Source organism: Paraclostridium sp. (genome assembly GCF_051657365.1).
GTDB lineage: Bacteria > Bacillota > Clostridia > Peptostreptococcales > Peptostreptococcaceae > Paraclostridium.
This window is the reverse complement of the sequence record NZ_JBOFKN010000085.1, coordinates 1-15,054: the sequence shown is the minus strand read 5'-3', so window position 1 is coordinate 15,054 and position 15,054 is coordinate 1. Positions and strand designations below refer to the sequence as shown.

At 28.1% G+C, this 15,054-nt stretch carries 18 protein-coding genes and 1 riboswitch; of the genes, 2 read left to right on the top strand and 16 right to left on the bottom strand.

Annotation, left to right across the window (positions count from 1 at the left end):
- The 7 genes from ACRCYC_RS05960 to ACRCYC_RS05930 all read right to left on the bottom strand — a co-directional run.
- Positions 1–600 (bottom strand): PucR family transcriptional regulator ligand-binding domain-containing protein (locus ACRCYC_RS05960; RefSeq protein ID WP_438618198.1); only part of this gene is annotated, 600 nt, incomplete at its 3' end.
- A gap of 77 nt (positions 601–677) precedes the next feature.
- Positions 678–1,949 carry a cytosine deaminase gene (gene codA, locus ACRCYC_RS05955; RefSeq protein ID WP_438618197.1) on the bottom strand — a complete coding sequence of 424 codons (1,272 nt, stop codon included), beginning with the start codon at positions 1,947–1,949 and terminating at the stop codon, positions 678–680.
- 123 nt (positions 1,950–2,072) lie between these two features.
- On the bottom strand, positions 2,073–2,789 hold the full coding sequence (locus tag ACRCYC_RS05950) for an ABC transporter ATP-binding protein (protein ID WP_438618196.1): 717 nt from the start codon (positions 2,787–2,789) through the stop codon (positions 2,073–2,075).
- The gene (locus ACRCYC_RS05945) at positions 2,770–3,771 is read right to left on the bottom strand and encodes an ABC transporter substrate-binding protein (RefSeq protein WP_438618195.1); all 1,002 of its coding nucleotides are present in this window, start codon (positions 3,769–3,771) and stop codon (positions 2,770–2,772) included. The genes ACRCYC_RS05950 and ACRCYC_RS05945 overlap by 20 nt, the downstream gene beginning before the upstream one ends.
- An 18-nt stretch (positions 3,772–3,789) precedes the next feature.
- Complete coding sequence (locus ACRCYC_RS05940; RefSeq protein WP_438618194.1) at positions 3,790–4,551, bottom strand: ABC transporter permease; 762 nt, start codon at positions 4,549–4,551, stop codon at positions 3,790–3,792.
- A complete protein-coding gene (locus tag ACRCYC_RS05935; RefSeq protein ID WP_438618193.1) occupies positions 4,526–4,816 on the bottom strand; it encodes an MTH1187 family thiamine-binding protein in 291 nt (96 codons plus the stop codon). The genes ACRCYC_RS05940 and ACRCYC_RS05935 overlap by 26 nt, the downstream gene beginning before the upstream one ends.
- Positions 4,817–4,919: 103 nt before the next feature.
- A riboswitch (TPP riboswitch) is annotated at positions 4,920–5,020 on the bottom strand.
- 88 nt (positions 5,021–5,108) lie between these two features.
- Positions 5,109–5,849 carry a TatD family hydrolase gene (locus tag ACRCYC_RS05930; RefSeq protein ID WP_438618192.1) on the bottom strand — a complete coding sequence of 247 codons (741 nt, stop codon included), beginning with the start codon at positions 5,847–5,849 and terminating at the stop codon, positions 5,109–5,111.
- 153 nt (positions 5,850–6,002) lie between these two features.
- Here ACRCYC_RS05930 and ACRCYC_RS05925 point away from each other — a divergent pair, with 153 nt between their 5' ends.
- Both ACRCYC_RS05925 and ACRCYC_RS05920 read left to right on the top strand, forming a co-directional pair.
- Positions 6,003–6,539: a deoxycytidylate deaminase gene (locus ACRCYC_RS05925; protein WP_438618191.1), complete on the top strand. Its 537-nt coding sequence runs from the start codon at positions 6,003–6,005 to the stop codon at positions 6,537–6,539.
- 58 nt (positions 6,540–6,597) lie between these two features.
- A complete protein-coding gene (locus ACRCYC_RS05920) occupies positions 6,598–7,092 on the top strand; it encodes a hypothetical protein (RefSeq protein ID WP_438618190.1) in 495 nt (164 codons plus the stop codon).
- 57 nt (positions 7,093–7,149) lie between these two features.
- Here the strand turns inward: ACRCYC_RS05920 and surE are convergent, their stop codons facing one another.
- From surE to ACRCYC_RS05875, 9 genes are all read right to left on the bottom strand, one after another.
- A complete protein-coding gene (surE, locus tag ACRCYC_RS05915) occupies positions 7,150–7,908 on the bottom strand; it encodes a 5'/3'-nucleotidase SurE (RefSeq protein ID WP_438618189.1) in 759 nt (252 codons plus the stop codon).
- Positions 7,909–7,918: 10 nt separating this feature from the next.
- Positions 7,919–8,791 (bottom strand): MurR/RpiR family transcriptional regulator, encoded by an 873-nt coding sequence (locus ACRCYC_RS05910; RefSeq protein WP_438618187.1) that lies wholly within the window; start codon positions 8,789–8,791, stop codon positions 7,919–7,921.
- 123 nt (positions 8,792–8,914) lie between these two features.
- Positions 8,915–10,153: a sodium/glutamate symporter gene (gene gltS, locus ACRCYC_RS05905; protein WP_438618186.1), complete on the bottom strand. Its 1,239-nt coding sequence runs from the start codon at positions 10,151–10,153 to the stop codon at positions 8,915–8,917.
- Between the two features lie 187 nt (positions 10,154–10,340).
- Positions 10,341–10,880 (bottom strand): 2-oxoacid:acceptor oxidoreductase family protein, encoded by a 540-nt coding sequence (locus ACRCYC_RS05900; protein WP_438618185.1) that lies wholly within the window; start codon positions 10,878–10,880, stop codon positions 10,341–10,343.
- A 19-nt stretch (positions 10,881–10,899) separates the two neighbouring features.
- Positions 10,900–11,712 carry a 2-oxoacid:ferredoxin oxidoreductase subunit beta gene (locus tag ACRCYC_RS05895; RefSeq protein WP_438618184.1) on the bottom strand — a complete coding sequence of 271 codons (813 nt, stop codon included), beginning with the start codon at positions 11,710–11,712 and terminating at the stop codon, positions 10,900–10,902.
- A complete protein-coding gene (locus ACRCYC_RS05890; RefSeq protein ID WP_438618183.1) occupies positions 11,694–12,842 on the bottom strand; it encodes a 2-oxoacid:acceptor oxidoreductase subunit alpha in 1,149 nt (382 codons plus the stop codon). Before ACRCYC_RS05890 ends, ACRCYC_RS05895 begins: the two co-directional genes overlap by 19 nt.
- Positions 12,843–12,858: 16 nt before the next feature.
- Positions 12,859–13,056: a 4Fe-4S dicluster domain-containing protein gene (locus ACRCYC_RS05885; protein ID WP_438618182.1), complete on the bottom strand. Its 198-nt coding sequence runs from the start codon at positions 13,054–13,056 to the stop codon at positions 12,859–12,861.
- Positions 13,057–13,504: 448 nt separating this feature from the next.
- A complete protein-coding gene (locus ACRCYC_RS05880) occupies positions 13,505–14,086 on the bottom strand; it encodes a class I SAM-dependent methyltransferase (RefSeq protein WP_438618181.1) in 582 nt (193 codons plus the stop codon).
- 22 nt (positions 14,087–14,108) lie between these two features.
- Positions 14,109–14,825 (bottom strand): pseudouridine synthase, encoded by a 717-nt coding sequence (locus tag ACRCYC_RS05875; RefSeq protein ID WP_438618180.1) that lies wholly within the window; start codon positions 14,823–14,825, stop codon positions 14,109–14,111.
- Between the last annotated feature and the right edge of the window lie 229 nt (positions 14,826–15,054).

Sequence of the window (15,054 nt, the reverse complement as noted above, 5' to 3'; positions counted from 1 at the left end):
AATACTATTTTTCTTTAATTGAAGTTTTATATAATTAATAATATAATCTAAATTATCACTTTTAGTATCATCTATACTAAATATTGATACTAACATAACTTGCTTAATGTTTAAATTACATTGTTTTATAAGTTTATATATTTTATCTTTCTTTAACTTATCTGAAAATAAAAGTTCTTTTATTAACTCTCTTTCTTTATTTCTAATAAAGTTTCTTTCAATTATATAATTAGATATTTCTCTAGTTACATCTATTAGTTTTATATCCCAAGACATATTAAATACCGGCAAATCATTTTCATTCGCTAGTTCTATACAACTCATAGGTATTTCCTTTATATATTCACTATTAGTCAATATAACTAACCCAGATATATCTAAATTTACACAATCTAATATTAAATTTTTAAAAGACTCTTCATTTAAACTAATTCCCATACCTGTTATAAAAATTAATTCGCCTCCATTTACCCACTTGCTAAAATCTAAAGTTTCACATATATATGTCCATGTTATATTTTTGTATATTCCCCCATATCCCCCAACTAACTTGATATATTTAAATGTATTTAAACTTAGCAAGTCTTTGCAACTAATCATCTGTAAAATATCCTTTCATTGTACAATATTTTACATACAATTATATCATATGTATAATTTCATCTAAGTTTTTTATACTATACTAAAAAGTCACATTCACTCTTTATTACTTCAGGAATTTTTTCAAATAATATTTTTCCATTTCTAATAGAATATAAAACTCCTACTCTCTCTCTTATAGCCTCAAACTCGTTAGTTGCATTTAAAACTATAAAATTCGCTTTATTCCCAACCTTAATTCCATATTCATCTTGTATATTTAAGGTTTTAGCTCCATTTACAGTTATTAAGTCTAATGCATTATTTATTTCTTCAAAACTCATCATTTGGCATATGTGTATTCCTGAATCTAATATATTCATCAAGTTCCCTGTTCCTAGTGGATACCATGGATCTGATATAGAATCTTGTGCAAAACACACATTTATACCTGCTTCAACCATTTCCTTAACTCTTGTTATTCCTCGTCGTTTAGGGTATGTATCAAATCTCCCTTGAAGATGAATATTTTCTGTTGGACACGCTATGAAATTTAATTTTGATTCTTTTAAAAGTTTAAATAATTTATATGCATATGCATTATTATAAGAATGCATTGCACAAGTATGGCTCGCAGTTACTTTCTCTCCAATTCCTTCTAAATGTGAATGTGCTGCTAAAACTTCTAAAAATCTCGATTGTTCATCATCCGTTTCATCACAGTGAATATCAATTAACTTATTGTATTTTACTGCCAGATCTATAGCCTTTTTTACTGATTTTTCTCCAAACTCTCTTGTATACTCAAAATGAGGTATAGCTCCTACTACATCTGCTCCCATCTTTAATGCTTCCTCTACTAATTCTGTGCCACCTTTATATGCATACATACCTTCTTGTGGAAATGCAATTATTTGCATATCAATAAGGTTTCTAAATTCTTCTTTTAATTCTAGCATTGCTTTAAGAGCCGTTAAGTTTTTATCTGTTACATCTACATGTGTTCTTATATATTGAATTCCTGTAGTTATCTGCTTTCTCAATGCTACCTTTGCTCTTTTTTTTACTTCTTCTTTATTTAAATTACTTTTAGATTCTGACCATCTTTGAATACCTTCAAATAATGTTCCTGTTGAATTTTTAGCTCCAGGTGTATGCGCTGTATACACATAATCTAAATGTATATGCGGTTCTACATATGGAGGTATAGTCAATTTTCCTTCTATATTAATTACTTCTATACTAATATTTTCTTTATAAATTTCGCCTAAATTATTACCAATTTCTTTTATAGTCTCATTTTCTACCAATATATCCATCAGTTTTTCTTGACCTTTTAATTTAACATTTTTAAAAAGTATTTTTTTCATGTTACCTCCTTATATATCTTTGTTTTTTAATACTACCATTATAATTTTTTTAAGTCATTATGCTTTAAGTACAATTTTAATAGCACTAATTTGTACTATTTTCACATAATAATAAGCCTACTTTTAAAGTAGGCTTATTATTTCTTTTTTTAAGTTTATATAATTTGAACTTCCAAACTCATAATCTTTGTTTTGTAAATTAAATTCCTTTTTTATGATAGCTGGTTTATCAGACAATAAATATATTCTATCCGATAATATTATAGCTTCTTCTATATCATGTGTTATTAAAATTATAGTTGAATCAAACTTAGTCTTAATACTTAATAGCCACTGTTGCATTCTAGACTTAGTTATTGAATCTAAAGCTCCAAATGGTTCATCTAATAACATTAAATCATTACTATTTATAAATGTCCTCAAAAAATTTGCCCTTTGTTTCATTCCACCTGATAATTCATTTGGATATCTATATTCATATCCATCCAACCCAAAGTCTTTAAAATATGGTTTGACTATATCTATTGCTTTTGTTTTACTTTCTTTTTTAATTATTAAGGGTAAAGCTATATTATCAATTATAGTTTTATATGGTAACAATAAATCTTTTTGTTGCATGTAACTTAATTCTCCATTTATAACAATATCTCCCATATCTGCTTTTGTAAGCTCCGTTATTATATTAAATATTGTACTTTTGCCACTTCCGCTAGGTCCTAATATTGATATAAATTCACCTTCGCTTACACTTATACTTATATCTTTTAATATAAGATTATCGTTGTATTCTTTTGATATATTTTTTATTATTAATTTATCCTTATTGCGGTAAGAATTCATTGGTATATGCATCACTTGGTTTTAAATCCTTTTCTATTAAATTGTATTCCTTTAAAAATGAAGTATAGTTATTCCATACTATATCTTTCATTTCTCCCCATCTATTAGCATCTGACTTATACTCTTTTGATAAATATTTTTGACTTTCAATTGCTAGGTTTTCATCTATCTCTGGAGAATATTTCACAAGTATCTTAGCTGACTCTTCTGGGTTATTTATAGCATACTCATAACCTCTATTTGTTGCATTTAAAAACTTTTTAGCAAGTTCTGGGTCTTCTTTTAATAATTTTTCATTAGATATTATAACCGGAGTATAATAATCTAACCTTTTATCTAAATCTCTTAATGGTATATAATTCAATTCTACACCTTTTTGTTTAGCCTCTATCCCTGTCCATCCTTCAAATATCCACATCATATCTATATTTTTATTAACTGCTGTGAAAAAATCATCTTCTCCAACATTTACAACATCTAACTTAGAAAAATCTTTATTATCTTTTTTCATTACAGCATCAAGTATAGCATCCTCTGAAGGAGATCCCCATCCTCCATATACTTTACCCTCAAAGTCTTTAGGTGAAGTTATATTTTTACCTTTGGGAGATGCAAATCCAGATGTATTGTGTTGTAAAACTGTTGCTATAGCCTTTATTGGTAGTGGATCTTCGCTGGTTTTAGCAAATGTTACTTCCTCTTGATAACTTATTCCAAAGTCAGCTTTCCCTGTAGCAACCAAAGTAGGTGCCCCACCTTCCGAGGGTTGTACTATTTCTACATCTAGACCTTCATCTTTAAAGTACCCTTTGTCTAATGCAACATATAGCCCTGTATGATTTGTATTTGGTGTCCAGTCAAGCACCATAGTTACATTTTTTAAGTTATTTTTATTTTCCTTTTTTTCACTTGAACATCCTGTAAAAGCAGTTAAACTAAGCATTCCTATAAAACCTAGTGATATCAACTTCTTCAATTTCATTTATTATCCTCCCTGATATTATGTATGTCTAATTACAATTCTTTTTATTATTTGTGTAATACCTACAAATAATAAACTAAATACTACAACTACTATAGTAGATGCAAACACCTTATCTAAAGCATATGCACTTTTAGCTTTTACCATATATACGCCTAATCCCTTTGTCCCCCCTAGCCATTCAGCAACAGTTGCTGCAACTACCATATAAGTTACAGAAATTTTAATTCCTGAAAATAGCTTATCCATAGACATCGGAAGTTTTAAATGTATGAAAGTTTGTATTTTAGTGCTTTTCATAGTCTTAAACAAATTTAAATAGTCTTTATCTATATTCTCAAGTCCATCAATAAAACTTATAAGTATAGGAAAAAAACACGTAAGAGCTACCATCAATATTTTAGGCAGTGCTCCAAATCCAAACCATATTATTAAAAGTGGTGCTATAGTTATAGTTGGTATAGTTTGTGAAACTAAAAATATTGGATAAAAACACTTTTTAAATATAGATAAAAAATCCATTAAAATCCCTACTATAATAGCAATTAACAAAGCTAAACTAAATCCAACTATAGCCTCATATAAAGTCACCAAAGTATTTGCATATAAGTTTTTAAAATCACTAATAAATACTTCTAAAATATCTATAGGAGTTGGCAATATATACTGAGGTATATCTTTTATCTCTACAGTAGCTTGCCAAAAAATTATTATTACTAAGAAAGTTATTATAGAATAAAAATATTGCTGTGGTTTACCTATGATTTTTAAGCTTTTCATCAATAGTTATGCCTCCATGCTTCTCATCTATCCTGACAGTGGTTATAACTCTTTCACATCCAAGTTCAAATGGAAGTTTATGTACCTTTTTAACTATTCCAAAAACATCATCAAAACCACCTTCTATCGTTGTTGAGTTTGCTCCTATTTCATATTTCAGACCGCTATTTTGTATAATCTCTATACACTTATCTACAACTTTATACATTTCTGCTTCCCCTTTATATGGTCTTAAAGGTACTACTGCTATATCTGCTATTACCATTTTAAATCACCCTTTCCTTTTAAATTAATTTATAAAAACCATATTAAAAAAGCCTTCTCCATAAGGACAAGGCTTTCATTTTAATAGGTTAATTAATATATTTTTTATATTAATTTAATTTTTCCCTACGTTGGCATTATCCAAATCAGGTTAAGGGTCGAGATATTATCTCCTCTCAGCAACTTAGCTCCCCTATTTGTATTTTACATTGTTAATTATACTATATTTTTTATTTTTGACAACGTTTTTTTGTTTTATTTTTCAAAATTTTCATTATTTTCGTCAAAATACATTATTTTATCATAATCGAAAATGTTTTTTTGCAATTTAATTTATATTCTTCTATATCTATTTTTTTAATTTTGCATATATTTTTATATACATTGATTATTTGTTTTGGCATTCCATATTCTCCCGTTATCCATTGTAATGCTGTAGGCCCATCCGTTTCTCCTAAAAGTTTTTCAACTGGAACTAAAGTTGCAACAGCTCTTGATAATTGCGAATATTCTAAATCTATACTTGCTGTAAAGTAACAGTTTAAATTAATTAATTTTTTTAATATATTTATATCTCCGCTGTACCAATGAATTATAGAGTGTTCTGATACATCATATTTTTTTATTAACTCTAATACTTTTTCTTCAGCTCCCTTAGTATGAATATTTATATACTTATTATATTTTTTTGCAAGTTTCAAAAACTCTTCAAATACAATTATCTGATTGACATAGCTATCCGTATCCTCTACCCAACAAAAATCTAATCCAATTTCCCCAATCATTGCACTATTTCTTATGTAAACATCAATTTCATCTAATATATCTAATTTTTTTCCCACATTAGATGGATGTATCCCAAAAGTTGGTATTATATAATTACTTTTTTCGCTAATCTTGCAGTTTTCTTTATAACTTTCACTATCCATAGAACATGCTATGGTTTTTATTTTATTTTTCTCTATTTCTTTAATAATTTGATCCATATTATTTAAATCATAAAAATCTAAGTGATTATGAAAATCTATATACAAAACTTTTCCTCATTTCCTTATTAATTTGATAATTTTAATTTTAGCATATACAACTTGATTTTCAACGTTAACTCAATTATATATCTAAATTTTTTTTATTTATCTTTATTTTATGTTATTATTAATATAATAAATTTGAGAAGGAGGGTATTTATGAGAATACTATTTACAGAGTGGGCTATGAACATAGCTGAACAAACTAAAATTAGAAGTACCTGCGTCTCTAGACAAGTTGGTGCAGTCATATGCATAGATAAGCAAATAATAAGTACAGGCTATAACGGAGCTCCTTCTGGTGCTATACACTGCACAGACATCGGCTATTGTGAAAGAAGAAAAAGAAATATACCTTCAGGTCAAGGTTTAGAGTTATGCAGAGCTGGACATGCAGAAGCAAATGCAATAATTCAATGTGCTAAAAATGGAACTAGTTGCAATGGTGGTATTTTATATGTAACTACTCAACCTTGTGTATTTTGCTGTATTTCAATCATACAAGCCGGTATAAAAAAAGTAGTCTTTAAAGGTGAGTATCCTACAGGTCTTGGTCTACAACTTCTTGAAGAATCTGGTGTTGAATATATAAAATACGAAAATGAACTTGAAAATGAGAGACAATCTATAGAGTTAAAAAAATTAAGTGAGTCTAAACGAATTGAGAAATTTTTAGCTACTCCTAAAAAATATTAGTCATATAATTCACGTCTGCTAATATAATTGTACAAAGACTTTAAAGGACGTGATATATATGGATAATAGATGTATTAGAGATATTTTAAAAGATCTTACAAATATAATAAATAAAAATTTCAAAGGTGTTGTTATAATAGATGAAATAGATCTTAAAACTAGCAAAAGTTATGGTATTAAAGAATCTATAATGAAACTTTTATGCAATGAAGTTGAGAAGATAATTAGAGACGGTGATTTTGTATGCTCTTCCGAAGATATCAGACTTAATACTCCTTGTAATTTAGAAAAAGTTATAAAAATTGCAATAACTAAAAAAGTTATAAAAAAAACAGAATTAGCACTTGATAAAACCCTACTAAATAAACAAGAAATTTTAAATTTAGAATTTACTATCGATGATGAGTATGATGAATACCTAGATTTAAAGCTAAATGAGTTTAAATCAACAGTTAGAGGTGTTATTGTTTCTAAGAAAATTTCTGAAATGGATAAAAAAATCAGAGAAATTGAGGTTGAAAAACAAAGACTCCTTTCTCTTGTACAATCTTGAGTTAAAGCAAAATAGATATATGTGCATTCATATGAAGGCACATATATCTATTTTATTTTATAATAAATTCAAATTATTTAATATTTGAATTTTTTTCATATTAGTCATATCTATATTTATAGGAGTTATAGATATATACCCTTTTTCAGTAGCCTTAATATCACTATCTTCTTCTTGATCAATCTCTTTTATTTTTCCACCGATCCAAACATATCTTTTTCCATGAGGACTTTGTCTTTCTTCTATATCATTTTCGTATTTTCGTATTCCTAATTTAGTTATTTTAAACCCTTGTATATCTTTATTTGGTATATTAACATTTAATATACAATCATCAAATATATGCATCATCTCTTGTGTATTTTTCACAAGATTTACTACGTATCTAGATGCTACTTGATAATCGTATTTAGATATCTCATAAGCATCATATGATATAGCTATTGCTGGTTTATTTTGTATAAGTCCTTCAATAGCAGCTGATACAGTTCCCGAATATATAACATCAGTCCCAAGATTTGCCCCATTGTTTATTCCACTTAAAACCAAATCTATTTCTATATCTTTAAAAATAGCTTCTATTCCTACTTTTACGCAATCTGCAGGTGTCCCACTTATAGAATATGCATTTATTCCTTCGTCAATATGTTCTTCTTTAATCATTATAGGGTCATGTATAGTTATAGCATGACCTGTTGCGCTTCTTTGAACATCAGGTGCAACTACATAAACATTAGCTACTTCTTTTATAGCTTTCGCAAGTTCAACAATTCCATCAGCTTGTATTCCATCATCATTGGTAATTAATATATTCATAAATTTCTCCCTATTCATATACTGAATATTTTTCCCATATTTGTTCTAAATCGTCAAAGTATGATTTTATATCTTCTTTCTCTTTCATTCCAATAGATACTATAAGCGCATTACAAAGACTAAGTGCCGGAACTAATGAATCAACAAATGATGCCATATTACTTTTTACTAAAAGTGTAGTATCTGCAGTCGTTGCTATTGGTGCAAATAAACTATCTGTTATTGAAATTATATGAGCACCTTTTCCTTTTGCATATTCCACAACTTGATAACTTTTCTTTGAATATCTCGGAAAACTTATAGCAACAACTACATCATCTTCTGTAACTCTTACTACTTGTTCAAATGCATCTCCCATATCCATTCTTATTATATGTACATTATCTAATATAATATCTAAATAAAATCCTAAATATTGAGCTATACTAAATGAACTTCTCATACCTAATATATATATTTTTCTTGCATTTAAAAGTTTATCTGAAGCTTGTTGGAATACATCTTCATCTAAATCTTCTAAAGTATGTTTTATATTATCTATATCACTTTTTAATACTTTATTTAATATTTTACAGTCATCTGAATACTCTTGATTCATCTCAACCCTTTGAACTGTTGTTAATTTATTTTTTATAAGTTCTTGAAGTGCATCTTGAAGTTTTGGATACCCTGAAAATCCTAAAGCGTTTGCAAATCTTACTACAGTAGATTCACTTACACCTACTTCTTCTCCAAGCTTTGAAGCTGTCATAAATGCTACTTTATCGTAATTTGATATTAAATATTGTGCTATAAGTTTTTGACCTTTACTAAGTCTTGGATATTGTCTTTGAATATCGTCTATTAGCTGTTTGCTATCTTTAAAATCTTTAGTTTCGTTCATCTTTATCTCCTCGTAATTACTAATGATTTATATTTATATATTAAGCATTATATTTATTCTCATCTATATAAATACATTATATCATTTTTTACATTAAAATTTAAATAAGTTATGAATTTTTTATTATAATAAATTGATAAATGTTGTTATAACTCCTGAATTAAAAAATTCTATAAATAATGCACCTACTAAAGGTAGTATAAAAAATGCACTATAAGATGGCCCATACTTATTTGTTACAGACTCCATATTAGCAATTCCATTAGGTGTAGCTCCCATTCCAAATCCACAGTGTCCCGCTGCAAGTATAGCTGCCGTATAGTCTTTTCCCATCATTTTAAATGTTATAAAATATGCAAATAGTCCCATCAAAATAGTTTGTATTGTAAGTAATATTAGGATTGGTATAGCTAAATCTACGAGTTCCCACAATTTCAAACTACACATTGCCATAGACAAAAATAAGGATAAACAAATTGAACCTATACTAGATAACTCCATTTCGGATGTTTCCCATATTTCTTTTATATCAGATATATTCCTCATAATAGCTGCAACTATCATAGCTCCAATATATCCTGGCATTGTTATTCCCGTAGTTGAAAATATTGATGATACTATAGTTCCAATACCCATAGCTATTATTATTTGGGTAACTGAACTTACTAGTTTATTTTCCAAAAGTTTACCCGCTTTTTCACAATGGCTTTCCTTATTATCAATATATATTTTAAAATTTTCTGAATTACTTTGTAATTCTGATTTAAGTTGGTTTTTTTCAATCAACCTCTTTGCAATAGGTCCTCCAATTACACTTCCTGCTACTAATCCAAAAGTGGCACATGCCATAGCAATACTTAGTGCTCCTTCTAATCCTCCAGATTCTATAAGTGGTCCAAATGCTCCTGATGCTCCATGTCCTCCTGTCATTGATACTGATCCTGCGATAATACCAAGAAGCGGGTCTACTCCTATTAATTTAGCTGATACAACACCTACTATATTTTGAATTAAAACTAAAGCTACTGCTATAATTAAAAACTTAATAACAGCTTTTCCTCCTTTTTTCAAAACTTTCATACTAGCCGTAAATCCTACTGTTGTAAAAAAAGCCGTCATTAATATATCTTGAAGTGTTGTATCAAATGTTATAGCTAATATATTAGCTTGCCTTAAAAAAAAGGATATAATCGCAAATGAAAATCCTCCAACAACTGGAGCTGGTATACAATATTTCTGTATAAAATTAATTTTTTCTTTTATAAAACCACCTATTATTAATACTATCGTTGTAAATGCAATACTTTGAATAATATCTAAGTTAAGTTCAAACATTCCTAATTCTTTTGAAAACTCAAACATAACATTCCCCCTTATTTCTATATATCCAGTATTTTAAGAATTATTTTTTCCTTATCTTTCTTTTAATTCTATTTTCTGAAAATTAAATTAAAAAAATTTTCATATTCTAAGTTTTAACATTTTATTAACTCAGAATATGAAAATTAATATTATATAATGGAAAGAGAAAGGATTAATCCTTTCTCTTTTAGTAAGCGTAATTAACTAATGAATGACCAAGTTCAAAAGCTTTTTCATTTAATTGCTCTGTTCCCTTTGGCACTCTAGCTAATATAGCTTTCTTTATCATTTCCTTATCTACACCCTCTAGTATTTCACTTATAACTCCTAATGCCACTATATTTGAAACCATCTCTTTACCTAGCTTATTTTTACTGCTTTCTATTATAGGAACTTTTATTATTTCAACTCCGCTAACTTCGAAATCGTTTTCAGCAACAGTAGAATCAATTATTATTGTCCCTTTTTCTTTAATTGTATGTGAATATTCATCAAATGACTTTTGAGTTAAACAAAGTAGAACATCTGCTTTTCTAACTTTCGGAAAATTTATATCACCATCACTTATGATTACCTCTGCCTTACTCGCACCACCTCTAGCTTCTGGTCCATAAGATTGCGTTTGAACAGAATTCAAATTAGAAAGTATTGCTCCTTCGGCAAGTATTATGCCCGCTAAAATAAGTCCTTGCCCACCAGAACCACTAAGTCTTATTTCTTTTCTCATATTAATATCTCCTTATTAATTACTTAAATCTATTTATTATCTTTTCATATTCATCTGTATATTCTGGCATAGATACGTCTTTAAATATTCCATAAAACTCTTTATTATCTAATTTTTCACTAGGTAGTTTATCTTTAAGCGATACATCTACATAACTATCTTTTATAAGGTTCATTAATGACACCGCCGAACCTTTTTTATTTTTTCTACCGTAATAAGTAGGGCATATACTAATACCTTCAACTACTGAAAATCCTTTATGATTTATTCCTTTTTTAATGTAGTCTATCATTTGTTTTGCATGATATGCTGTTGCTCTAGCAACAAAAGTAGCACCTGCACCTTTTGCAAGTTCGCAAATATCAAACGGCTTATCTATATTACCATAAGGAGCAGTTGTTGCAAGATCATTTGTATTGGTAGTTGGAGAAAATTGTCCTCCAGTCATTCCGTATATATTATTATTAAACACGATAGTAGTTATATCTATATTTCTTCTACATGCATGTATTAGATGATTCCCTCCTATAGCTGTACAATCTCCATCTCCCGTTACTACTATTACATGCATATCCGGATTTGCAAATTTAACACCTGTAGCAAATGGAATAGCTCTCCCATGAGTTGTATGTAATGTGTTAAAATCTAAGTATCCAGATGCCCTTGATGAACATCCTATTCCCGAAACTACACATACTTTATCTTTATCAAGATTTAATTCATCTATAGCAACTGCTATAGCTCTCATAAGTATTCCATGACCGCATCCGGGACACCATATATGTGGCAATCTATCTGATCTAAAATTATTTTCTATAACGCTACTTGGCATTTTAGCACCTCCATAACCTTAGCAACTATCTCATCTGGATTTATAATTTCTCCATTATACTTATTAATACCAATTACATTACAATCACTATCACATACTCGTTGAACTTCTAACACCATTTGTCCATAGTTTAATTCCGGTACGTATATATTTTGAACATTCTTGCTTAATTCTTTTACCTTTTCTTCCGGGAATGGCCACACTGTTTTAATAGTAAATAATCCAGCTTTTATACCTTGTTCCCTTAATGTATCAACTGCATCTTTTGTACATCTACTCATGCATCCAAAAGTTACAAATAATTCTTCACAATCTTCTACTTTATAATCTTCATAAATTAATATATCATCTAAATTTTTATCTATTTTATCCATCAATCTATCCATTAATACTTGAGTTTGTTCTGTACTATTAGTTGGAAATCCGGTTTCATCATGCATAAGGCCTGTTACATGATATCTATATCCATCTGAGAAGTTTGCCATTGGTGGTACTAGAGTTGTCTTGTCATATATTTTATAATCATTTTTATCTATATTAATTTTCATTCTATTATATACTTCTAATTCATTTGATTCTGGTATCTCTACTTTTTCTCTCATGTGACCTATAACTTCATCTAATAACAATATTACTGGTGTTCTATATTTTTCTGAAAAATTAAATGCCTTTACTGTTAAATCAAACGTATCTCTTACTGTAGATGGAGAAAGAGCTATTATAGGATGGTCCCCATGAGTCCCCCATTTAGCTTGCATTAAATCTCCTTGAGCTGGTGATGTAGGAAGTCCTGTACTAGGTCCACATCTTTGAACATTTACTATTACACATGGTATTTCAGCAAGTGATGCATATCCTATATTTTCTTGTTTTAATGAAAATCCAGGTCCACTAGTTGCTGTCATTGATTTTAGTCCTGTTAATGATGCCCCTATCGTAGCTGCCATTGATGCTATTTCGTCTTCCATTTGTATGAATTTGCCTCCAACTTTAGGAAGCATAAAAGATGAAATCTCAGCTACTTCTGTAGATGGCGTTATTGGATAACCTGCAAAAAAATTCATACCTGCGTATAACGCTCCATGTACACAAGCTTCATTTCCTTGTAACAACTTCACTTTTTTACGCATAACCTATTCCCCCCTGTTATTTTGCATCCTTAGATATATAAATAGCATAGTCTGGACATCTAAGTTCACATAATCCACAAAGTATGCACTTTTGTATATCTTCTACACATATTGTATTTTTTTCTAACTTCAATATTTTCTTTGGACAGTATTCTATACAAATACCGCATCCTTTGCACCAATTAGTATCTAGTATAAGTTTTCCCTTTTCCAAAATTATCCCCCCACAACTTTTACTTTCAATATAATGGTAGCTACTTTTTACAAAAATTGCAATTATTATTTCATTTTTTAAAATATTTCTACAATTTTGCAATTTTACTTTCTATAATTTCAACATGATTTTTATTGACAATTTTAGAGTATTTTTTTATTTAATTCTCAATCCTCTGTATTTACTTGTCTAGGGAAATACAACCTATTTTATTCATTTTATTTTTTAAATTTTAATATGTATAATTAATTTCAAAAAGAAACTATCCACTTAATATCTTTCAATATAAATTTAATTTTTATAATATTTTTTAATTCCCATAATAAATATATTGTATATATCCTTAATTTTTCACGTATTCTAATATGTTTTACATCCATTTATCTTTTCCAAATAAAAATAGTGAACTTTAATTAACTTTAAAAGTTATTCAAGTTCACTATTTTTATTAACATTCTTTTTTCTTTTCTATTAAAATCAACCTCGGTGGATGATTGACTTGATTTACAAAGTTACAATTTAAAACGCTAAATTCACTTTGATTTAGCTTTTCAACATAATCAAAAATTGCATTAAATTCATCCATCCCGCCTTCATGACCTGTGTAAATAGCTAAACTTACAATTCCATTTGGTTTTAGTAATTTCAAACTTTTTTGAATAGCTTTTACTGTTGTTTCTGCTTTCGTTATAACTTTGTGTTTTGCTCTTGGCAAATATCCTAAATTAAATAAGACACAACTTACTTCATTATTTACATGCATGTCTATATTTTCATGCCCATCAAGAATTAATTTAACTCGATTAAATAGATTTTCTTTTTCTAATCTTTTTTTAGTGCTTTTTATAGCTTCCTCTTGAACATCAAAACTGTAAACTAAGCCGTTTTCTCCTACTTTTTGAGCAAGATACTTAGTATCATATCCATTACCCATAGTAGCATCTATAACTATATCACCTTCATTTATAATATCATCAATTAAAGTTTTATTTACATCTATCACATTAGTTAAATATTTAGCCCTTAACATATCTCTCCTTCTTTCTATAAACCTATTTTAATCCCTTTAAATAATCTATTTCTTCATTAGTTAAATATCTGTATTGTCCAATTTCCACATCTTTTAAAACTATTTTCCCCATAGCCTTTCTTCTTAAGTTCATAACTGGATGATTTATAGCTCTACACATTTTTCTTACTTGTCTATTTCTACCTTCATGTATTTTTATTTCACATACACAATAGTTTTTTTCTTCACTTTTTTTAACTATTTTTATCTTTGCTGGAGATGTTTTATAATCTTCTATATATATTCCTTTTTCAAAGTTCATAATCTCACTAGATGTCGGTATTCCTTTTAAGGTAGCTACATATGTCTTATCTACCTCATGCTTTGGATGAGTTAACTTATACGTTAAATCTCCATCATTAGTTAAAAGTAATAATCCACTAGTCTCATAATCTAATCTACCTATAGGGTATACTCTAGCATCTATGCCTTTTACTAAATCTATAACACTCTTTCTATCAAATTGATCTTTTACAGTAGTTACATATCCTTCCGGTTTATTAAGCATTATATAAACTAATTTCTCTTCTAATCCGATTATTTTTCCATCAATTTCTACTTTATCTTCATTTTCATCTATTTGAAATGATAATTCATTTATTATTTTACCATTTACTTTTACTCTATTTTCAACTATTAACTCTTCTGCTTTTCTTCTTGATGCGATTCCACAAGATGCTATATATTTATTAATTCTCATCATATTCTCCTTAAATTTAATTTACTCACATTAAATTATTATACTATAATTTTTTAAACAATTTTTAATTTTTTTATATTTTTATATTATTTTATTGATAATATTTGGCTAAATTAATATTAGTTTTATAAATTGTACTATAGGAGGTGTTTTTTTGATTTCTAAAGATAATATTAAGTATTGTATATTTGTAGCTTTTATATCTATAGTACTATTTAAGGCTATAAAT